This window comes from Bradyrhizobium sp. 187 (assembly GCF_023101005.1).
Taxonomy (GTDB): Bacteria; Pseudomonadota; Alphaproteobacteria; order Rhizobiales; family Xanthobacteraceae; genus Bradyrhizobium; species Bradyrhizobium canariense_D.
Genome location: NZ_CP064693.1, coordinates 590,291 through 610,997, shown reverse-complemented (window position 1 = coordinate 610,997; position 20,707 = coordinate 590,291). Strand labels below are relative to the sequence as shown.

Sequence of the window (20,707 nt, the reverse complement as noted above, 5' to 3'; positions counted from 1 at the left end):
GCGATAACATGCCCGAGGAATAAGGCGGCTCAAGAGGCCTGCGCGATCCGATCGTGCGAAAATCGAAATGGATCGAATCCGGCGTATCGGGCAACTGGCCAGTTGGGTGGGGATATCGGAACCTATTCCGCGGAAAGTCGGCCGTTTCGCGCCAGAACAGGCATTTTGGCCCCGATATCGACCCGATTTTATCGCTTTGGCAGAGCTAGCAAGCTTGCACAGGAGGGGGCCTTGTGGCAGATATCGGCCCGCTTGGTAGGCCCCTCGTGGCGGCCGATTCTTAATCCCAGCACATGCTGCCGTAGCTCAGTGGTAGAGCACTCCATTGGTAATGGAGAGGTCGACAGTTCAATCCTGTCTGGCAGCACCACCCATCCTGCTGGAAACATTGATTTTCTTGAAATTTCGGTCCTGAGTGCCACACAAAAGTGCCACACAGACCAATGGTTTCTCTGAAGTTCTCAATGTCCCAACGTGCCGGCTCGACCGTTCCCCAATTTCGAATTCGCGTTCCTACCAAGATCGTCGATCGACTACGCGGCAAGCGCGTGTTGCTGAGCATCAGCACACCAGACGACTATCCATTCGTCCGGACGGTGACGATCGGCAGCGATGTAGCGTTTAGCCTCGGAACGGACGACAGGACCATCGCAGAGGCGCGACAGGCCAACGCTCTGGATCATCTGCGCCGGCTGTTTGATCTGACCGAAGCGGCTCCGATCAGTCTCAGTCACAAAGACATGGTTGCGCTGAGCGGCGAGACTTACCGGCTGTATCAGGAAATCCACCGCGACAACCCGGGCGAACCTGACGCATGGATGTATCACAAGGCGCTCAGTCGCGCGGCGCTCGAAGGTCGCATCAAGAACCCACCACCTGCCGCGTTGATGCCGAACGAGGCGAACACCGCGATAGAACTGTTTGGGACTGACGACCTGACTGCGGCGGTCAACACCTTCCCTGCCGGTCAGCATGACGCGCTGGAGGATCGGTTCGGGCTGCTCGCGGATTGGGTTCTGATCCGCCAGCGCATCCACCTCAACCCGAATGATCGACAACGCTTCCTGCGCCTTGTCGGAACGGCCAGCCTCGATGCAGGCTGGCAGCTCCGGCGCAATGCGGAGGGGGATTACAGCCCCGATCCGAGGGCGCAGCGCTTCCCTCCGATCGAAAGCGTAACAGCAATCAAGCCGCGACAGACGATCACCGGCCTGCTCGACCTATGGTGGGCTGAAGCCAAAGCAACTGGCCGCAGTCGGACCACCTATGACACTTACAAGGGGGCCGTTGATCGACTAGTTAAGCATCTTGGTCATGACGATGCCAACCGCGTGACCGAGCAGGACATGCTTGCATTCAAGGATGCCCGTCTGAAGGTCGTGACCGCCAAGACCTTGAAGGATGGTGATCTGCCGGGGATCAAATCCATCTTCGGCTGGGCCGTAGACAATCGCAGGCTGACGAAAAATCCGGCGGACGCAGTCAAGGTCAAGGCAGAGAAGAAAATCCGGACCCGTCCGAAGGGCTTCACAGATCAGGAAGCCGGCTCGATCTTCGGGGCCTGCCTTTCATACGTGCAGAAGCGGAAAGAGGACCCGATGACTGCCGCCGCCAAGCGGTGGGCTCCGCTGATCGCCTGCTACACCGGCTGCCGTATCGCGGAGGCGCTCCAGCTTCGGAAAGAGGATGTTCGCACCGAGTCAGGTCACCATGTTTTTGATCTCAATCCACTTGCTGGAAGCATCAAGACCGGGACTTACCGGCTGGTCCCGATCCACCCACACCTGATCGAACTCGGGTTGTTGCGCTTCGTCGCTGACTCGAGAGACGGCCCGCTGTTCGCGAGAGGCAGCTACAAACGTGTTCTTGATTTCGTTCGGGCAGTGGTAACCGACGAACGGGTCCAGCCTAACCACGCATGGCGGCATCGCCTCAAGTCAGTCAGTCGTAACCTTGGATTCGATCCGCGTGTCGTTGACGCCATTCAGGGCCACGCGGCCCGAACATCTGGCGAGGACTACGGCGACGTGTCGGTGTTCGCCATGGCCCGGGTGATCAATGCCATCCCCCGGATTGCAAAAAAACCCCCCGGCCGGATCGGCTGAGGGCGTTGCAAAGGAGTCCGGTGGTCGGTGTGGCTGATGTCTCAGCAGGCACCGCGTGCATTCTCTGCGTCGAGATCGACTTCACCGACCGGATTTCTCGCCCACTCGCGGCGCCATCTTGGCGCGCTCTCATCCGCAAGCTGTCTCGAATTACCGACAACGCATGGCAGCCACAGTGCATCGATGCCGGCCTTGAGCCGTCTCAGATCACGCGAGAAGATCTTGAAGGCCTCAGGCTCATTCGGATCGAACCCGACGAAGCGGTCCTTTTCTCTGGTGATGATATAGCTGGCATAGTGCATGTGTGACTCCGTTGGATGATAGTCTGGTGATTCATACCGGCGGAATCCGGGCATTGGAATTTGCAATTTCGAGCTGAGCATTTGCATTCAGACAAACGGGAGAGCCATCACGCGAGGTTACATGCGCCTGCGCAGTGATGTCTCTCCCCCCGGCCCCCGTAGGACTGGGATCAGGTGTACTCACTTTCTGAGTCATGGGCGCGCCAGTTCATGGACTCGTCAACGCGGCGCTGCACCAACGTGGCGAGCGCTACCGGATCGTGGCTGTTGCCGTTGATGTTGATTGCTACCGGACCACCGCGGCCACCGCCAAGGACGGCGCTGTTGTTGCGCTGAAGCAGGCTGTTGGTGATCGTGCCGTTCGATTCGGGGACGTTCTTGATCGCATCTGCTGGCGCCGGGACCTGACCGATGGGATTGCCGCGACGAACCATCAGGTTCTTGTCGGCATCGATCCAGTGTTCCCTAACAGCGTCACCGTCATTCCCGGCCAGCATCTTGACTTGCAGTCGGCCGTTTTGCATGCGGGTCTCCCCGGTAGCGAGTCCGACGTGGCCGCCCGGCTGATTGTAACCGTAGCCTTTCGTCTGAAGCAGAACGTCATTGCGCTTGACGTCGGGCGGGCTGATCGCCGAACCCCACTTCTGGAAGCTGTTCGCCACCGCGCTGCCCGTGCCGTTGCCTCCAGCCGCCTCCAATGCCTTGTTAACGAAGCGAGCGCACCAAGCATTCGACCTGCCGCGCACGTCGCCGCCAAGGGCCGCCGCCAACGCTCGGTTGTCGGTATACTCGTTCATGCCCTTGTACTTCTCGGCCCATGCAACGGCATCGCCGCTGCCGGCTGATCCACCGCCGGACAGCGCATTCATCTGCTTGCGTACGCCCGCGGGCCAACCGCCGTTCAGCCGACGCGGATCGTTCGCGGCTCCCGGGGGCGCGTACCGTGCTCCCATCTTGTCGAGGTCGCCCCCGGCCAGACGGTAGTTGTTCGCGACCACTTGGCCGGCCTTGCTGATGCCGGCATCGAGACTGCCGAACTGCATCTTTTTCGCCATGCCGGTTGCCGGGTCCATCAGGCCCGCGACGTTGTTTCCAGACAGCACATGACCATTGCCGGTTTCGTGTGCGATGACACCGGCCAGTAGCGCAGGCGAGATGCCGTTAGCTCTGGCCGCCGCGACGATCTGATCGTACCTGCCGGCGAGAGGAGTGCCGGCAAACTTCTTATCGAAGGCTGACCGGCTCATGTCGTCAACGCTGCCGCCTCCGCCGTTGAATGACGGGATGTTGCTGCGCTTGATGATGCCAGATGACTCCAGGCCGAAGTTCGGGAGGATGCCGCCCGGCGTTACGTTCTTCCACAGAGCATCCGGCGTGCCGACGCCGCTGGCGATGCGGTTCATGTTGGTGGCTACGGCAGTGCCACCGCTCAGCCCACCGCGACCACGGCTGCTGAAGTCAGTGCTGATCAGCGAAGCTCGTTCGATCTTGCCGCCAAGGTTGTCCAGCATGTTCCCGATGAAGCTCATCGGGTGAACGTCCGCGGGGTTGAAGCCGTCGCCACTCTGCTTCTGGTATAGGTCTTTCTTGTGCTGGCGTTGACGCTCTCGCCACTGGCTTGTCGTCTCCCCGGGTCGCTTCTTGGCGGCGTCCGAGATGCCGGTGTCGTTGTTCTCTGCCAAGAGCCAGGCCAGCAACGCGGTGGTTCCTACAGGGTTGGCGCTGGCGGCCCCGAGCAACGCCCGACCAGTGAGCAGGCCGGCGATGCGGCTGATGATGTTCGCGAAGCCGGAGAGCACGGCGATGACGGGAGCAAGCAATCCGAGTGCGAGAGACAAGCCGACGATCTGGCCGGCCAACCTACCCAGGACTTCGGCGCTGTTACCGTCCTTACTCATGAGGCTGGCGGTGGCCTTCAGCATGATGATGAGGGAATCGGAGATCGACTTCAATCCGCCGACGAAGCTGGACGCGAAGCCGATGATCCGGTCTACGTCGATCGACGATATTTTCGCCGCGATCTTGTCGAGAGCTTCCCCCATGTTGGAGACACCGAAGGCCTTTTTCAGCCTCTCGACAAACTCTCTCGACTTCTCCCCGATCCGGCCGGAGGTGACGATGCTGGTGTGCTTATCGAACCAATCCGAGACCTCAATGAAGCTTTGGTCAAAGCCGCTTCCAAACTTTTCCCACGCGAGACCGAACATCGCCTTGATGCGGTCCCACCGCTTCTGAAGCGAGTTGAGCTTGGTGCGGGAGAACGCGGACGCCGCGTCGCTTTTCTGGTCGATTTCGTTCAAGGTCTCCCGGATTTGATCGGCAGCCTTGGCCATCTGCACCAGCTCATCGCGCCACTCCCGCATGCCGGCGAGGTTCGCGAATTTCGCCCGGTTCTGCTCAGACATGCTCCTCATCTTCGAAAACATATCCAACATGAACTCGGTTGGAGCCGAGGCCATCCGCTGAGCCATCTGCGCCCGGCCGCCGTACCCGATCATCCGTGCAGCTTGGTCCAGATCTTTGCCGCGCTGGCCGCGAGCGTTGCCAGCGTTTGCAAATTCCGAAGTCAAGTAACTGAGGAACGTGCCAGCCTTGTTCGGCTGGAGGCCTGCTGAGATGCCAACCGACGTGAAGGCGCTCAGGTCGGTTTCCTTCATCTTCGTCGTGCTCAGGGCGGACAGGGCACGCTTGTTCGCCTCAACCACTTCGTTCGGGTCTGCGGCGGTCGCAGCGGCGGCGACGGCAACCGAGGTCATCATTCTGGCAACGCGGGCAGGGTCTGCGTTCCGGACGTTGCCATAGAGGCTGGTCGCAGTCTTACCCGCCAACTTCATCAGCTCGCCGATGTTCATCTCCAGCGCTGACGACGCTTCCAAGGCGTTCTCTGTGACCTTTTTTGCGGCCGATCCGTCGAAGCCCTGCTTGAGCGCCTCGGTGTAGCTGTCCAGCACCGCGGCGGCAGACTCGCCGAACTTGATCGCGACCTGATCCGACCAGTCACCACGAAGCCGCTTCACCTCAGCCTGTGACAGCCCACCGAAGATTTGCGCCTTGGTCTCGGCAGCATCGGCTTCCATCCGTCGCTTGAAGGCGGATGCGACGCCGGAGATGGTGATTCCGCCTGCTATGAGCGCGGTGGTCGGCGACGTACCACGGGGGAGCGAGCCACGACCCCCGGAGGTGGCACCACGGCCAAAGGCGCGTTGCTCAGCCTGCCGGCGGTTGTAGGTCTGCCGGTCGAGGCGGTCCAGTTCACGATGGAATGCCCTCGCGTCACGCAGGCTGTCTGCATACGCCGATTTCCATTCAGTGCGATAGGTCGAGGCGGCCTTCCGAGCGTCGTCGGTGATCTTCTGGAGGCTGGCTGAGACACTGTCGGGAAACAGCTTGGATGCTGAGACGCCCTTGATGGACTTGACCGCGGCTTCGAGCTTGCGAACGTTCCGGAGAAGTCCGGCGATAACGGGACTCGCGCTGTCGGTCGCGGTCAATGATGCGTGGACGCTGATGATCTCTGACATGTTTCTCTTGTGTTGTTGGCGCGGCTGGCGCGCGGACGGAGACCACCCGAACGGGGTGGGGTCTTTTTCTTGGTGGGGTGGGCCTTTCAGAAAGGCGCCTTTTGCTGCTCGCTAGTAGGAAGGGGTTGGCCGACCGAGGGGGTATGCCGCACAAAAAATCTCGCCTTCATCCCCTCCCGCGCTCGCGAGCGCTGGGAAACCTCACAGGCCTGCGCTTGGGCGATGGCGAGGACGACGGGCGCGAGACCTTGTGCAGCGAAGATGTTGGGTGTAAGTGCTGCGGCGAAGTCTCTTCATGAGACCTGTGCGCCCCCGCTTCGTCGGGGACCGTGCTCATCGCAACGCCTCGCATCGATCATCAACACAAGGCTGTGCCGTATTTGGCGCGGCCCATGGCAGGATCATGCCATGAGCACGACAGTTACATTCAAAGCCATCCAGCGTCGTTTCGAACGCTCTCAGAACCACCGCAGCAAAATTTGCACGCTCTCGCCACGGGAGCGGCAGGGCATGCACGGCAGCCGCTTCGCCTTGATCGATGGCAACTCCATCTTGGACGCTGGCGATCTCGGGGCGGTGGAGCGCTGGTGCCAAGACGCAGGCGTGTTGCACCCAAGCGAAACGATCGTCGCCTAGTTGGTGCTGCAAGGGCGGGTGGATCGGCGATCATCGCCTGTCCGGCGTCCTTTGCGGGCGCAAGATTCGTGTTGACGAAGTCCTGGGCCGACCGTTACAGATACGTCAACGGACGTTGAAGTATTCGTAACAAGGCGACCATGGCGCAGCACAACGGGAAGTTCGTTACCTATTACCGGGTTTCCACTGGGAAGCAGGGCAAGTCTGGTCTCGGCATCGAGGCTCAACGCGCGGCAGTCGCGGCGTATCTCAACGGAGGCGACTGGACGATCGTTGCCGAGTTCACCGAGGTGGAGTCGGGTAAGCGAGCTGACCGGCCCGCACTGGAGCAGGCACTGGCCGCGGCGCGACTGCATCGGGCTGCGCTGGTGGTTTCCAAGGTTGACCGCCTTACTCGCTCTGTCGCCTTCCTGTCCCGCCTGCTTGAGGCCGGCGTTGACGTTCGGTTCGCGGACCTGCCCGTGATCGAAGGCGCTACCGGCCGCTTCCTGCTTCAGCAGATGGTGGCAGTGGCGGAGTTGGAAGCCGGCATGATCTCAGCCCGTACTAAGGCCGCACTAGCAGCGGCCAAGCGGCGCGGTAAGCAGCTCGGTGGCAACCGTGGCGTTGTCCCCGGGGCGAAGATGCAGGAAGCGTCTCGGAAAGCCCTACGGGACCGCACCACGAAACATGCAGCAGATATCGGCCCGACGATCCGTAAGCTACAGGCGGAGGGCGCAACGTCTTTGCGGGCGATTGCAGATGCCTTGAACGAGGCCGGCATTCCTACCGCGCTCGGCAATGGCAAGTGGCAGGCGGTGCAGGTGCAGCGCGTTTTGGCGCGGCTACCGTAGTGACACACAATAGCTGCCAGCGCTGGTGAATGTCCCGGTCGGACACGATCGGCCGGGCAGACGGGCAAAGGCGCGTGGCGTGTCCACATGGAGCGCGATGCAGCACGGTCCCGACGCCAGATACCCGACCGGGCACACGCTGCCGCCTTTGGCGATCTGATCCCGACCGTGGACGGGCATGCAGTAGGGTCCGGCAAGGGCGGGAGGTGCGACGACGGCGAGAGCCACCGCGAGGGCGTGCAGTTTCGCGAGTCTGCAGATCACCTGTCGCGCCTCCCTATGCGAACGGCAGCCTCTGGAGAGAGTGAGCTGAACCGCCGTCCGAAGTGTATCACTGGCATAACAATTTGGTCAGCCATGTGTCGCCTCTCGCTCGACCTCAGCAAGGCGCTTCTGAGCCGCGGCATTGAGTGCGGTGAAGGCGGGAGGCGCAACAGCGAGAGCCGCGACGAGTTGTCTCGATCACCATTACGCCTCCCTCCACGAACGGCAGACTCCCAGGAGAAATGCTGAAACTGCCGTCCGAACTAGTGAGCTGCCTATCAGGCGGCCCGTGTAGCAGCGCTCATCTCTGCTTCGATCTCCGCGAGCCGTGACTTGGCGGCTGCTAAAGCAGCTTCAGCCTCCGGCACAAGCGCAAGGGCGTCCGCATGCGTCCGCTCTGCCATGGCCAACTCCACTTGAGCTGCGGCAAGTCGCTGGCCTCGTTCGCGGGCCACGAGGTGCAGAGCCCGTTGCTCCCGCGCATCCGGCGGAATCGCTTCGATCGCTTCCCTGGTGGCAACTGCACTTCGTAATCTTCGATAGGTCATGCGCGGTTCCTCGCGATCTCGTCCATCATGGTCTTGGTGATGCCGGTGGCCTTGGCATGGCGTGCATGCCATGTGGCATCGAGCGAACGTTTCCGACGCATCTCGGTGACTGTCCGCTCCGCGTCTGGCTTGTCAGGCTGTTGCAGTCGGCTGAAGCCGCTCGGTGCCCGGTCATGCAGGTCGCGAAGATAGTCCTGGACGGACAGCGAACCCTTACCGGGGACTGCGATCAGTTCGCCGTCCAACTTGCTTCCGGCGAGGTCGATTGCGACTGTCGCCATAGTCGTGGAGTTGATCGCGTAGCCTTTGGAGCGTGCGGCAGAGACGACCGCGTCCTCGATTGAGTCAGTGGTCATCTTAGGCAGCCTCCCGCTTGAGACCGGCGATTAGAAATCGACGCATCAGGCTCGATCGGTTCGGGGCCGATGGGTCGTCGGCTTGTGCCGCGTCGTCGATCTTGTCGATCAGTATTTTGGGCAGCCTGATCCCGACGTAGACCATCGGCGACGTGACCAGTTCGTCCGCGTCGAAGGTGGTTTTCTTCATGGTGTTCTCCAAAGAAAAACCCGCCACGCCAGTGAAGGCGGCAGCGGGTCTGGGTAGAATTGAAAATGGACCCGCTCGGGGTCCATGTGGTCGATGCTGGGGCGCCGTTTAATCGGGTGGCATCGTGGCAAACAATGTACACCCATATTGTGAGTTTGTCTAGCCCGCGAGGATCGGAATGCAAATTTCGTCCCGAAAATGCCTCTCGCTTTTTATACAGTGTAACGGGCGAGTCGACGGCCCCTTCTATAACCCACGATCGATCGCGCTGGGTGTCGTGCAGCAGTCCCGCGGAGCGCGACTGACGTCGAAGGCCGCTGGTATAGCCCCACCGCAAAATAACGCACCCACGATCGATACCCGCAGCGTCTAGGCCCGGTCTTGCGGTGGTGGTCGCCACTTACAGAAACGCGGTCCACTCGTTTGATCCTCCCGAACGTCGAGCTTTGCGAGTGCGCCCACCCTGCCGAATGCGGCGACAGTATCAGGCCGGCTATCGTGACGCATCTCGACAACGGCGGAAGGGTCCGCACCTTCACCGAGCAGGTAGCGAGCTGCGGCGAGCAGCGGCGTGCGGGAGGCCGGCAGGGTTGCCCTGTCCGGGAGCAGGATTTCGAACCGGCCATGTCGGTCGTCAGCTTCCCTGATGGTGATGCGGTGGCGGCCAGCGGGTTTTCCTGAAGGTCGGGAAGAGTTAGAGCGGCCAGTGGATTGGTCCTGTGAAGCTGTCACGGCAAATGCTTTCGCCCGGTGGCGCGCTCGGGCGTACCGGCATGGGTGATGATGGTGGTGGCGCTGACATGAGGGTGACCGGCAGCGCGGTGGGTCGGCGGCTGCCGGTCAGGATCGCTGGCTAGATGGCCATGCGCTTTTGGGTCTCGCCCGCGCCGCTGGCTGTCGCCCGGTAGGTCTTCCAAACTCGTTCGGTCAGGAAATTAACCGGGCTCTTCTGCCACTTCGGTTCGGTGTCGCGCAGATGACACATGAGTCCGTACCGCACTTCCTCTGAGCTTTTGATCTCTTCCGCCTGCGCCAACTCAACGAACAGTTCGATGAACCTGTCATGCTGCTTAACGGGAGCCTTGTGGAACATCAGCCAGATTTTCTCGCCGGCCTCCCGGTATTGCTCAAGACGTCGATCATCCTTCTGGTTATCTTGGACCACCTTATCTTCTTGGGTCTCGCGGCTGCGGCGATCCTCTGGCGGCGTGGTCCGATCATCAACATCCAAGCCAACATCCGGCCCGCGCTCGCCGGAGGCGAGCGTCCATCTTGGTTTGATCCTCTTCTCTTGGTCCTCTTCAGAAGCCCTCTTCACAGAGCCTTCTTCGTCGGGTTCTGAACCCGGGTTTTTCGGCTCAGAACCCGAGTTGTTGGGTTGAGAGCCCGAGTTTTTGAGTCCTGAACCCGACTTCTCTTGCTCAGAGCCCTGGTTCATCTCGGGTTGAGAACCCGAGATATCTTCCGCGTCCCTGATGTTGGCGAACTCGTCCTCTTCCACCCTGCCGGACTTCCGGAGGTGTTCGTACTCAGCCTTGAACCAGGCCAGGATCGGACAAATGTGGTGCGTGTTCGTTGCGCCCGTGCGCCGCACAACCTTGAACGCGCCTTTATCGTGGATCTCTTTCAGACCGTTGTTGAGAGTCTTGGTAGAGGATGGTGCGTACCCGGCTTCCCGCGTCATCGTTGGGATCGAAGCATAGGCGTAGCCCTTGCGGGAGTCGTAGTGAGCCAGTGCGTTTGCAGCCGCCGCCTTGCCGGCGAGGCTCAGCTTGTCCGTGAGCGCGATCACAACGAAGGCGCGCTTCTCGTCGCTGAGCTTCAGCGGATACTTCGACTTGAATTTTTTCCGATTCTCTGACATAAGAACTCTGCTAGATTTTGAACTTCTCTCAGCCCCGGCGCTCCAACGCTGGGGCTTTCGCTTGATGGTGCTACTTCGACGCGGCCTGAAGCCGTTGCAGACGCTCCTCGATGGCCTGCCTCACGAACGCCGACCTGCCCTGACGTAGGTTCAGGCGTGCTTCATCGAGCGCGGCCAGTTGGTGCGCTGACAACCTGAAGCCGACGTATGGCCGTGCAGTATCGGGATCGTAGAAAAGGCGGTTAGTCATAGTTCCTCCAAAACAAAACGCCCCGGCGGGTTTGCCGAGGCGCGGACGGGCGACGCAAAAAACCCCACTTGTGGCGGGGCTTTTCTCTGCGAAATGATTGACGATGTGATTGTTGTTTAGCACAGAACGAGAACGCTGTCAAATATTTGATCCTTTATCCCCTGAGAGAGGCACTGGGATCATGAGCATCTCCTCCGCGATCTTCCTCCATGGCTTCCGCGACGAAAGCGTGCGAGAGGCCCGACTAAGGTAGCAAGATTTAACAGGTGACAGGGGTACTGCAGGTTTGTCCGTCACCAAGCTGCGCGCTAAGACTGTCTGAGGCCGCGTAGTTCGGCTCCACTTGCACACGGGCTTGAAGAAATAAGGTTAGGCCGGGGGAACGATGCTCCAGACAGTGAAAGACGCGTGCAAGTTTGATCCGAAAGCGATCGACTACGCCCTGAGCGACCAGATCGAGAATCTCGAAGACCTGATCGGGCACGATGCGAAGGCCGCCAAGGAATTCTTCGACAAAACCTACGTCACGGGCGGAATGAAGACCCTGCTTCGGCAGGGGCTGCAGCGGCTCACCGGCGCGTCCGGCCAAGCCGTGTTCGAACTCAAGCAGGCGATGGGTGGCGGCAAGACCCACTCGATGCTCGCGCTCGGGTATCTAGCTGCGAATCCTTCGCTGTTCCCGCTGGTTGACGGCGAGGTCACGAAGGGCGTCAAGCTACCGTCGGCCGCGAGGATCGTCGCCATCTCCGGGCGGTCAATCTCACGGGACAAGCATTTGTGGGGCGACATCGCGGAGCAACTCGGCAAGGCAGAGCAGTTCCTGCCGTTCTACAAGGGCGCGCCCTCCGCGCCCAACGAGAAGGACTGGACCGCCCTGATCGGCGACGAGCCGACCCTGATCCTGCTCGACGAGCTTCCGCCCTACTTCCGCAACGCGATCACCCAGCCCGTCGGCGGCGGCACGCTCGCCGACGTCACGACCTACGCGGTCTCGAACCTGCTGTCGGCGGCGCTCAAGCTGCAGCGGCTCTGCATCGTGATCTCGAACCTGTCCGGCGCCTACGAAGGGGCGACGAAGGACATCACCGCGATGGTTGCGAAGGCGACCCGCGACCTGCAGAACGAGACCGGCCGCCAAGCCAAGGGCATCACTCCCGTCGAACTCGGATCGGACGAGATCTACAGTATCCTCCGGACGCGCCTGCTGAACGAGCAGCCGAATCCCAAGGTCGTAAATTCCGTCGCGACAGCATTCTCCGACGCCATCTCCGACGCCCTGAAATCGAAGGCGGTCGCCAAGTCCGCGACGCAGATCGCCGACGAGATTGCGGCCAGCTATCCCTTTCATCCCTCGTTCAAGCACATTCTGGCGCTGTTCAAGGAAAACGAGCGCTTCCGCCAGACCCGCGGCCTGATGACGATGGCGGCCCTCATGGTGAAGTCGGCCCTCGCCCGGCCGACCAACGACGTGTTCTTGGTTGGCTGCCAGCACATCGACCTGTCTAATCCGGACGTGCGCGACGCCATCACCAACGTCTACGACCTCTCCGGCGCCATCGCACACGACATCGCCGGCACCGGAGCCGAAAAGGCGCATGCCCAGACCATCGACGAGCAGATGGACAACGATTCCGCGAGCCAGGTCGCTCGCCTCGTCCTGATGGCCTCGCTTTCGGAGGCGAACGACGCGGTGAAAGGACTGGCGAAGGCCGAAGTCGTCCAAAACCTCGTGGCTCCCCACCGCTCCCCGATCGAGTTCGACGAGGCGTTCGAGAAGCTGCGGATCGAGTGCTGGTACCTGCACCGCAAGGAGAACGACGCCTGGTACTTCTCGAAGAACGAGAACCTCAAGAAGAAGATCGAGAAGTACGCGGTCACCGCCCCCCAGCCTAAGATCGACGCCGAGATGGAGCGCCGGCTCACAATGGTGTTCGAGCCCAAGCGCCGGAACGCCTACTCGGCGGTGCTGCCGCTTCCGAAGGTCGAGGACATCAAGACCAGCGGCGAGCGCATCCTACTCGTTCTCAGTCCCGACAAGCGCGTCCCGCCGGAGGAGGCGGAGCGCCTGTTCAACGCCGTCGCCGAGAAGAACAATTTCTGCGTCGTGACCGGCGACGGCACCGATCTCGCCAAGCTCGAAGACAAGGTCCGCCGCATATGGGCGACCGCGAAAGTCATGCAGGAAGACGGGGGCGAGCGTTCGCCAAACCTCGCCGAGCTCGAGGAGGAGGCGGAGACGGCCGAGTTCGAGTTCAACTCCGCGCTGATCAACCTCTTCAACCGTGTCTACTTTCCCGCCAGGCTACCCAAGGGCGGCGTCGACGGATTGACCTACGCCGCGCTCAAGCTCGTCGAACGTCGCAGTCAGAGCGGAGGCCCGACCACGATCGACGGAGAGGCCGCCGTCGAGGAAGCCTTGAGCGCCACCGGCGCCTCCAAGCTCATTCTCGATCTCACGACCGAGCAGACCCTCTCGAGCCTGCGATCCAGGGCGGAAGACCAGCTCTGGGGGACGACGGAGCGCAAGACGCGCTGGAAGGACGTCGAGGAGCGGGCCATCTGCAACGTGCGTTGGCCATGGTTGCCGCTGCGCGGTCTTGACGAGATCAAGCGTGCCGCGCTGGCCAACGGGCAGTGGCGCGATAACGGCGACGGCTACGTCGAGAAGGGCCCGTTCCCCGCCGCCAAGACGTCGGTTAAGGTGCTCGCCCGCAGCTACGACGGCCAGACGGGCGTCGCGACGATCGAGTTGACGGCGACCGACGCCGGTCCCAACGGCAAGATCCACTTCGCCCAGACCGCCGACGTCTCCGACAAATCGCCCATCGTCCCCGATCTGATCATGGAGCGGGACGAGACCGTGCTCTGGTTCGTCGCGGTGGATCCGGACGGCAAGCACGAAGTCGGCGAGCCGGTGAAGTGGGTCAACACGTTGACCCTGACCTATGAGCCGAAGGAAGTCATGGGCAAGCGCAGCGTGGCGCTGACGGTCAAGCCGCGGGGCAAGATTCGTTGGAACACCGACGGCACCAACGCTCGCGAAGGCAAGCCCTATACCGGTCCGATCCCGATCGACGGCGGCGACGAGGTGAAGATCTACGCCTACGCGGAAGACGCCGGTGTGGAGACCCAGAAGACCTTCGTCATCCGGCCGGTGAAGGGCGGTGAAGTCCAGATCGATCTGGACAGGCCCGTGGTGCTCAAGAAGCGTCAGAAGATCGCCTCGACCAAGGACGTCTTCGTTCTGATCAAGGCGCTCAAGGGGGCCCGCGGCAAGGTCCGCGGCAGCCTTTCGGCGACAGTAGGTCAGGGCGACGTCAACGCAACGACACGTTTCGGGCCCAAGACGGAACTCACGGCGGAGATCCTGGAAGGTTTTCTCAGTGCCGGCCGCGCGGCCATCGCCGACGAGTTGGCGGAGGTCGAAGTAGGCTTCTCGGAAGTGGAGTTTTCCACCGGGCGCGACATGGAGGAATTCATCGGCGCCGTCGGATGGGACGTGCAGCCCAACGAGGTCGAACAGCAGTGAACGATCGCAAGACCACCGGTTTCGGCGTGCCCAACGACATCGATCCCCACCACTTCGTGGTGGAGATACCTGCCGTGCGCGAGAATCCCGTGGTGGTCACTGAGCATTTCGGCCTGGCAGGGGGCACCAACGGCCTGGCCGACACAGTCGTGCGCTGCAAGTTGCCTCAGGACCACTGGAACGCCGTCCGGAAGGAACTGGAGCGGGTCCTCAACGAGCGTCTCAAAGAGAAGAAACTCGGTACCGCCCGCTGGAAGAGCGGCAAGAACCAGGTCGAACGCCTGCTCGGGCGCGAACTGTGCGTCTTGCTGTGGGCCGTCGAGGCGGCACCGAAGGAGGCAATCCCGAACGCGATCCGCAACTGGACGGGACTCAAGCCCGAAGAGCGCTGGTGGCTGTTCGCGATGGCTGCGTCCGTCACGGGCACGTCCGACGACGTCGATATCGGGTGGCGCAAGGCGATCCGCGTCGCGATGACGGAGAATCCGACGGGCGAAGAGGTCGGAGCGATCCGTTCGAAGAATCCGCGCCGTCCCGAGGAGCGTCCCACTCTCCCGTTATTCGAGCGCGTCAAGTGAAGAGTGTCGCCATGGATGCAGTTACCCCGAAAACGGCCGTGACCCCGTTCGTCCTGAAGGACGCGCCTTCCTTGATCCAAAAGGTGTGGCCCGCCCAGAAGATTTCGGTCGAAACGTTCAAGGAGCGCGACGCCAAACAGGCGCAAACGCTTACGTCATTGGGATCCTACTGGAAGGGCCGTAAGCCTCTGATTCTGGCGCGGGCCTGCATTCTTGCGTCTCTGTTGCCTGCCTCCGATGACGTAGCCGGCGATCTCGAAATATTCGACCTTCTTATGGGAATGCACGATGATCAGATCGGTGCTCGTTTGAAGGTCGGTGTCACGGCTGCGGACGTCGAGAAATTCGGAAGCGAATCGCAGAAGCAGGCTTTCGCGCGAATGCAGGATAGCGAAAGACCGGTTGCGCGGACCGATCGAGATGCCCTGTCGTGCGAAATCATCTCCCAGATGCCCTATCAGGATAGGGTCGAACGGTTATATCGTCTCGAAGAGCTACCCGAAGATCCGCTGCTCGGACCCTACTTTGCGCGCATCAACGCGAAGTTGGGGACCTCCGCGACTACGTTGACCGAGCTGATCGAGCAGCTTGGTATCATGCGCTTCGGAAGGCGACCGAGAGTGGCCGACACCTTCGCCGGAGGAGGCTCGATTCCTTTCGAGGCGGCACGCATTGGATGCGACGTCTTCGCGTCGGATCTCAATCCGGTTGCGGCAATGCTCACTTGGGGCGCGCTCAATGTCGTCGGCGCCACGCCCGCCCACCTGAAGAGCATCGAGAAAAGTCAGAAGATCGTCGCCGACCTTGTCGAGAACGACCTGAAGGATCTCGGCTTCGAATACGATGAGACGGGCAACCGCGTGAAGACACTCCTCTATTGTCTGGAGACCCGTTGCCCTCAGACCGGCTGGATGGTTCCGATGGCCCCTACTTGGGTCATATCCAAATCGTGGAAAACGATCGCCGTGCTGGTGCCCGACGCGAAGAGCAAGCGCTACGAAATCGAAATCCGATCCGGCGTATCCGACAGCGAACTCAAAGCCGCGGAAAAGGGGACCATCCAGAAGGGCAACCTGGTTCACACAGTCGCGGGAGAAACATATTCGACCTCCATCAAAGCCATTCGAGGGGACTTCAAGGATGCTGCCGGCGTCTCCAGGAATCGGCTCCGCCAGTGGGAAGTGTCGGATGTCGTGCCCCGGCCCGACGATATTTTGCAGGAGCGACTGATCGCGATCCAGTGGATGGACAAGGAAACGCTGCAGTCGGCTCGACCAAGGAGCTTCTTCGCGTCAGTTACCGAAGCCGATCGCGCGCGCGAAAGAAAGGCCATCGAGTTCGTCGAGGGGAACCTGGCACATTGGCAGGACGTCGGCCTCGTTCCCGACATGCCTATCGAAACAGGAAAGGAGAACGAGGGGCCGATCCGCACCAACGGTTGGACCCATTGGCATCACCTCTTCAGTCCTCTTCAACTCATATTTTTTGCGACCCTGTCCAGGCACGTGCGTCGACACCTTCCGACCGGCTGGCTCGACATCGCTCGTCTGCTAGACCGCTCCTCGAAAGTCAATCGATGGTCTTCGTCCAATGGCTCGAGCGGACAACCGACTAACGTGTTCGACACGCAAGCTTTGAACACGTTCTTCAACTACGGCGCATACGCCTCCTACAACCTGATCAAACTCATCACGAAACCGAAGAACCATCCTATCGGAACGGACTGCGAGGTCGGAAATCAGCCGGCAGCTGCCATCTCGGTGGAGAACGATATCTACGTTACCGATCCGCCATACGCGGATTCCGTCCGATACGAGGAAATCACCGAATTCTTCATCGCATGGCTCCGAAAGAAACCGCCCGCGATGTTCGAGAATTTCATCTGGGATTCTCGACGTGCCCTCGCGATCAAGGGAGATGGCGAGGAATTCAAGAAGGGAATGATCGACGCCTACAAGGCGATGGCCGATCATATGCCAGCCAATGGCCTGCAGATCGTCATGTTCACCCATCAATCGGCCTCCGTGTGGGCCGACATGGCGCTGATCTTCTGGGGCGCCGGGCTGCAGGTCGTCGCAGCTTGGTACATCGCGACCGAGGTCTCATCGGAGCTCAAGAAGGGCGGTTACGTCCAAGGCACGGTCATTCTGGTGCTGCGGAAAAGAATCGGCGCCGAACACGCCTACAAGGACGAGATCGTGCAAGAAGTTAAGTCCGAGGTGTCTGATCAGATCGACACCATGTCGGGCCTCAACCAAGACCTCGTCGGTCACGGTCGTATCGAGAACTTGTTCGAAGACGCCGATCTTCAGATGGCCGGATATGCCGCGGCGTTGCGCGTGCTCACGCGGTACAGCGTAATCGACGGCATCGACATGACGAAGGAATCACTACGGCCCCGACGCATAGGAGAGAAGAGCCTTGTCGGCGAAGTGATCGAGTTCGCGGTGCAGGTGGCCAACGAGCATATGGTGCCGGATCCCATGGATCCGAAGCTCTGGGGGGGACTTTCCGGAGCGGAGCGCTTCTACTTCAAGATGATGGATGTCGAGACCACGACGCTTCGAAAGCTCGACAACTATCAGAACTTCGCCAAGGCTTTTCGGGTGGGCGATTACGCAGGTTTGATGGGAAGCGTCGAACCCAACAAGGCTCGGCTGAAGTTGGCCCGGGAATTTAAGAAGAACAGCTTCGAAATACCCGATTTCGGCCCCTCTGCGACCCGCGCCGTCCTGTATGCCCTTTTCGAGATCGGAAACGACGTCGAGGGCGACGAGGTCCTGGCGCATCTCCGGGATATGGTGCCGGGGTACATGTCCAAGCGCGACGATCTAGCAGCCATGGCCGAGTACATCGTGAAGAAGCGCGAAAAGGTGGACGAGACAGAATCCCGCGCAGCGCGTATCCTCCACGGACTGATCCGGAACGAGCGCCTGGGGTAGAGAAAAATGAAGATGCTGGCGGCTGGCCGGACGACCGGCCTCGTCGGGGGCGGCAACCTGCAGCGCTTCTCGTCCCGTACCCACCGGCTTTCCCACGTCTACCTCAAGGATCAGCTTAGGGGCGCCTCGGAGTATCACCGGATCGCCGGCTATTTCCGCTCCTCGATCTTCGACCTCATCAACGAGGAGGTCGAGACGATCGGCAAGGTCCGGATCGTCTGCAACTCCGACCTCGACCAACTCGACATCGACGCCGCCCAGAAGGCCCGCGAGCAGCTTCTCAAGGAGAAATGGAACGAGGTCGACGATGCGGTCGAGAGCTTCTTCCGTCGTCCCCGTTACAAGCGGCTCTATGAGATCCTGACGCGCGGCAATGTCGAGATCAGGGTGGTGTCCCGGCGGGACGCCCCCTTCGTGCACGGAAAGGCCGGCGTCATCCGCCGTCCCGACGGCGCTGCGTCGGCCTTTATGGGCAGCCTCAACGAGACCCGGGAAGGCTGGTCCAGCAACTACGAGATAGTCTGGGAGGACACCTCCGCCGACGGCGTGGCGTGGGTTGAGGAAGAGTTCGAGGCCCTTTGGGAGCGGGGCAAGCCGCTGCCCGATGCGATCGTCGAGGAAATCGGTCGCAGCGCCAGGCGCGCGGAGGTCCAACTCGAGGAATTAAGGCCTGAAGAGGTCGCTCCGGCCGCTCTCGTCGAAGCGGACATCTACCGGAAGGGCGAGGAGCTCATGCCGTGGCAGCGGGCCTTCGTCGGTCTGTTCCTCGAACACCGGGAGACCTACGGCGACGTCCGGCTGCTTCTCGCCGACGAGGTCGGGGTCGGCAAAACCCTATCGCTCGCCGGTGCGGCGCTGGTTTCGGCCCTACTGGGGGACGGTCCCGTCCTGATCCTGTGCCCGGCGACGCTTACGGCGCAGTGGCAGATCGAGCTCAAGGACAAGCTGAACATCCCATCGGCGGTCTGGCTTTCGACGGAAAAGGCATGGCGCTTGGATCCGGACGAGATTCCCATGCCTTCGATTGGCCCCGAGGGGGTCGTCAGGTGCCCGCGACAGATCGCGTTGGTTTCGACCGGCCTGATCGTTCACAACACAGAGGAACGCCGTCTGCTGATGTCGAAGGCCTTCGGCATGGTCATCCTGGACGAGGCACACCGTGCTCGCGGCAAGGTCGACACCGACAACGACGAGCGGACGCCGAATAACTTGCTCTCGTTCATGCACGAAATCGCCAAGAAGGCTCGGCATGTCCTCTTGGGCACCGCGACACCCGTCCAGACCGACGTTGAAGACCTGTGGGATCTCCTGAAGGTTCTCGGCATGGGCGCCGAACACGTGCTCGGCGACGCCTGGAGCGACTGGCGCTCGGCCGAGAAGGGCGTGCCAGTCATCAGCGGAAAGCGGCAAGTCACCGACGAACGCGAGGCTTGGGGGCTATTCCGCAATCCGCTTCCTGCCGCGGCCGAGGCCGAGGTCATCTTCGGACACATGCGCGCCGCGATCGCTTTACCCAAGAACCGGTTCGTCTCGTCGGTTGCCTTCAGCGACATCGACGATCAATTCTATCGCGATCAATTCGTCGATGATGTCCTGACGCCGCGCGGCTCGCTCGGATTCTTTCAGCGCAACAATCCGGTCGTCCGGCATGTCGTGCTCCGGAAGCGCTCAACGCTTGAGGAGATGGGCCTAATTCCGCGTATCCCGGTCGATATCCACCCGCTCCCCGGCGCCCACATGCCGCCTATGTTCGACGGACTCGGGCTTCGGACCTCGAGCGCTTTCGATGCCGCCTACCAGGCCGCCGAGAACTTCACCCGCGCCCTAAGCAAGCGGAAGAAGTCCGCCGGCTTCATGCGGAGCCTGATGCTGCAGCGCCTGTGCTCCAGCTATGCGAGCGGTCTGGCCACCGCCGAGAAGCTGCTGTCCGGGCGCGTCCTCGACGACGAGGAAATGCAACTCGAACTCGGCGACGAAAACCTGGATTTCGTGGGCGAGGAGGTCCGGCAGCTTCAGGCGATCCTCGACGTCCTGTCGCCGCATCCGACCGATCCCAAGCTGGACGCCGTCCTCTACTTTCTACTGGAGCGTCCGGATCCCTGGCTGCCGAAGGGATGCATCATCTTCAGCCAATATTTCGACACAGCCAAATGGGTCGGCGAGGCGCTCACGCAGCGGATTCTGGGCGAGCCGATCGCGGTCTACGCCGGCGCCGGCAAGTCTGGTATTTTCATCAGTGGCGAGTGGAAAAGCGTCGAGCGCGAGCAGATCAAGCGGGCGGTAAAGGAGCGCACCATCCGCCTGGTGGTCGCCACCGATGCGGCCTGCGAGGGCCTGAACCTCCAGACGCTGGGCACCCTGATCAACATCGACCTCCCGTGGAATCCCAGCCGACTGGAGCAGCGCATCGGCCGCATCAAACGTTTCGGTCAGCGCCGCGACCGCGTCGACATGCTCAACCTTCTGTATCACGGCATGCTGCAGCCGACCGTGGACGAGAAGGTGTACGCCAAACTGTCCGAGCGGATGCGGAATCGCTTCGACATCTTCGGCACGCTTCCGGACGTCATCGACGACGACTGGATCGAGGACGAGGAGGAACTCGAGGCGCGCCTGAAAGAATACACGGCGCGACGCACCAAAGCGAACGCGTTCGACCTGCGATACGCCGGCGATGTGACGCCGAAGGGGGAGCGCTGGGAGCTTTGCGAGAAGGTGTTGGCGCGGCATGACGTTAAGCAGCGGCTGTCGCGCGGATGGGGAGAGCGGGAGCGGAGTTAGATCTCCTG

At 61.3% G+C, this 20,707-nt stretch carries 15 protein-coding genes and 1 tRNA gene; 9 read left to right on the top strand and 7 right to left on the bottom strand.

The genetic code is table 11. The annotated features are described in order from the left end of the window. Window positions 1–295: 295 nt before the first annotated feature. Both IVB19_RS02955 and IVB19_RS02950 read left to right on the top strand, forming a co-directional pair. A tRNA-Thr gene (locus IVB19_RS02955) sits at window positions 296–370 on the top strand. 94 nt (window positions 371–464) lie between these two features. Next, window positions 465–2,105, top strand: a complete 1,641-nt coding sequence (locus IVB19_RS02950) for a tyrosine-type recombinase/integrase (protein ID WP_247821030.1) — start codon at window positions 465–467, stop codon at window positions 2,103–2,105. A gap of 41 nt (window positions 2,106–2,146) precedes the next feature. Here the strand turns inward: IVB19_RS02950 and IVB19_RS02945 are convergent, their stop codons facing one another. After that, window positions 2,147–2,407: a hypothetical protein gene (locus IVB19_RS02945; protein ID WP_247821029.1), complete on the bottom strand. Its 261-nt coding sequence runs from the start codon at window positions 2,405–2,407 to the stop codon at window positions 2,147–2,149. A 170-nt stretch (window positions 2,408–2,577) separates the two neighbouring features. After that, entirely contained in the window at window positions 2,578–5,928 is a 3,351-nt protein-coding gene (locus tag IVB19_RS02940; RefSeq protein ID WP_247821028.1) for a phage tail tape measure protein, read from the bottom strand. Between the two features lie 408 nt (window positions 5,929–6,336). On the opposite strand from IVB19_RS02940, the gene IVB19_RS02935 reads away from it, so the two are divergent. Continuing rightward, window positions 6,337–6,564: a hypothetical protein gene (locus tag IVB19_RS02935; RefSeq protein WP_247821027.1), complete on the top strand. Its 228-nt coding sequence runs from the start codon at window positions 6,337–6,339 to the stop codon at window positions 6,562–6,564. A gap of 140 nt (window positions 6,565–6,704) precedes the next feature. Next, window positions 6,705–7,397: a recombinase family protein gene (locus IVB19_RS02930; RefSeq protein ID WP_247821026.1), complete on the top strand. Its 693-nt coding sequence runs from the start codon at window positions 6,705–6,707 to the stop codon at window positions 7,395–7,397. A 542-nt stretch (window positions 7,398–7,939) separates the two neighbouring features. On the opposite strand, the gene IVB19_RS02925 is transcribed toward IVB19_RS02930, so the two are convergent. The 3 genes from IVB19_RS02925 to IVB19_RS02915 are packed head-to-tail and all read right to left on the bottom strand — an operon-like array spanning window position 7,940 to window position 8,755. Beyond that, window positions 7,940–8,209, bottom strand: a complete 270-nt coding sequence (locus IVB19_RS02925) for a hypothetical protein (protein ID WP_247821025.1) — start codon at window positions 8,207–8,209, stop codon at window positions 7,940–7,942. After that, complete coding sequence (locus tag IVB19_RS02920; protein ID WP_247821024.1) at window positions 8,206–8,565, bottom strand: hypothetical protein; 360 nt, start codon at window positions 8,563–8,565, stop codon at window positions 8,206–8,208. The genes IVB19_RS02925 and IVB19_RS02920 overlap by 4 nt, the downstream gene beginning before the upstream one ends. Window position 8,566: 1 nt before the next feature. Continuing rightward, complete coding sequence (locus IVB19_RS02915; RefSeq protein ID WP_166476320.1) at window positions 8,567–8,755, bottom strand: hypothetical protein; 189 nt, start codon at window positions 8,753–8,755, stop codon at window positions 8,567–8,569. 498 nt (window positions 8,756–9,253) lie between these two features. Between IVB19_RS02915 and IVB19_RS02910 the strand changes: the two genes are divergently transcribed. Next, window positions 9,254–9,436: a hypothetical protein gene (locus tag IVB19_RS02910; protein ID WP_247821023.1), complete on the top strand. Its 183-nt coding sequence runs from the start codon at window positions 9,254–9,256 to the stop codon at window positions 9,434–9,436. Between the two features lie 172 nt (window positions 9,437–9,608). On the opposite strand, the gene IVB19_RS02905 is transcribed toward IVB19_RS02910, so the two are convergent. After that, the gene (locus IVB19_RS02905) at window positions 9,609–10,619 is read right to left on the bottom strand and encodes a hypothetical protein (protein WP_247821022.1); all 1,011 of its coding nucleotides are present in this window, start codon (window positions 10,617–10,619) and stop codon (window positions 9,609–9,611) included. A gap of 70 nt (window positions 10,620–10,689) precedes the next feature. Next, complete coding sequence (locus IVB19_RS02900) at window positions 10,690–10,869, bottom strand: ribbon-helix-helix protein, CopG family (protein ID WP_247821021.1); 180 nt, start codon at window positions 10,867–10,869, stop codon at window positions 10,690–10,692. Between the two features lie 385 nt (window positions 10,870–11,254). On the opposite strand from IVB19_RS02900, the gene IVB19_RS02895 reads away from it, so the two are divergent. The 4 genes from IVB19_RS02895 to IVB19_RS02880 are packed head-to-tail and all read left to right on the top strand — an operon-like array spanning window position 11,255 to window position 20,699. Next, window positions 11,255–14,398: an anti-phage-associated DUF499 domain-containing protein gene (locus IVB19_RS02895; RefSeq protein WP_247821020.1), complete on the top strand. Its 3,144-nt coding sequence runs from the start codon at window positions 11,255–11,257 to the stop codon at window positions 14,396–14,398. Then, window positions 14,395–14,976 carry an anti-phage-associated DUF3780 domain-containing protein gene (locus IVB19_RS02890; RefSeq protein ID WP_247821019.1) on the top strand — a complete coding sequence of 194 codons (582 nt, stop codon included), beginning with the start codon at window positions 14,395–14,397 and terminating at the stop codon, window positions 14,974–14,976. Before IVB19_RS02895 ends, IVB19_RS02890 begins: the two co-directional genes overlap by 4 nt. A gap of 11 nt (window positions 14,977–14,987) precedes the next feature. Beyond that, the gene (locus tag IVB19_RS02885; RefSeq protein ID WP_247821018.1) at window positions 14,988–17,918 is read left to right on the top strand and encodes an anti-phage-associated DUF1156 domain-containing protein; all 2,931 of its coding nucleotides are present in this window, start codon (window positions 14,988–14,990) and stop codon (window positions 17,916–17,918) included. A 12-nt stretch (window positions 17,919–17,930) separates the two neighbouring features. Then, complete coding sequence (locus IVB19_RS02880) at window positions 17,931–20,699, top strand: phospholipase D-like domain-containing anti-phage protein (RefSeq protein ID WP_247821017.1); 2,769 nt, start codon at window positions 17,931–17,933, stop codon at window positions 20,697–20,699. Window positions 20,700–20,707 lie beyond the last annotated feature (8 nt).

What these genes read in the sequence shown, in the direction of transcription:
- IVB19_RS02950 (WP_247821030.1), top strand. Translation starts at nt 465, where the DNA reads ATGTCCCAACGTGCCGGCTCGACCGTTCCCCAATTTCGAATTCGCGTT.
- IVB19_RS02945 (WP_247821029.1), bottom strand. Translation starts at nt 2,407, where the DNA reads ATGCACTATGCCAGCTATATCATCACCAGAGAAAAGGACCGCTTCGTC.
- IVB19_RS02940 (WP_247821028.1), bottom strand. Translation starts at nt 5,928, where the DNA reads ATGTCAGAGATCATCAGCGTCCACGCATCATTGACCGCGACCGACAGC.
- IVB19_RS02935 (WP_247821027.1), top strand. Translation starts at nt 6,337, where the DNA reads ATGAGCACGACAGTTACATTCAAAGCCATCCAGCGTCGTTTCGAACGC.
- IVB19_RS02930 (WP_247821026.1), top strand. Translation starts at nt 6,705, where the DNA reads ATGGCGCAGCACAACGGGAAGTTCGTTACCTATTACCGGGTTTCCACT.
- IVB19_RS02925 (WP_247821025.1), bottom strand. Translation starts at nt 8,209, where the DNA reads ATGACCTATCGAAGATTACGAAGTGCAGTTGCCACCAGGGAAGCGATC.
- IVB19_RS02920 (WP_247821024.1), bottom strand. Translation starts at nt 8,565, where the DNA reads ATGACCACTGACTCAATCGAGGACGCGGTCGTCTCTGCCGCACGCTCC.
- IVB19_RS02915 (WP_166476320.1), bottom strand. Translation starts at nt 8,755, where the DNA reads ATGAAGAAAACCACCTTCGACGCGGACGAACTGGTCACGTCGCCGATG.
- IVB19_RS02905 (WP_247821022.1), bottom strand. Translation starts at nt 10,619, where the DNA reads ATGTCAGAGAATCGGAAAAAATTCAAGTCGAAGTATCCGCTGAAGCTC.
- IVB19_RS02900 (WP_247821021.1), bottom strand. Translation starts at nt 10,869, where the DNA reads ATGACTAACCGCCTTTTCTACGATCCCGATACTGCACGGCCATACGTC.
- IVB19_RS02895 (WP_247821020.1), top strand. Translation starts at nt 11,255, where the DNA reads ATGCTCCAGACAGTGAAAGACGCGTGCAAGTTTGATCCGAAAGCGATC.
- IVB19_RS02885 (WP_247821018.1), top strand. Translation starts at nt 14,988, where the DNA reads ATGGATGCAGTTACCCCGAAAACGGCCGTGACCCCGTTCGTCCTGAAG.
- IVB19_RS02880 (WP_247821017.1), top strand. Translation starts at nt 17,931, where the DNA reads ATGCTGGCGGCTGGCCGGACGACCGGCCTCGTCGGGGGCGGCAACCTG.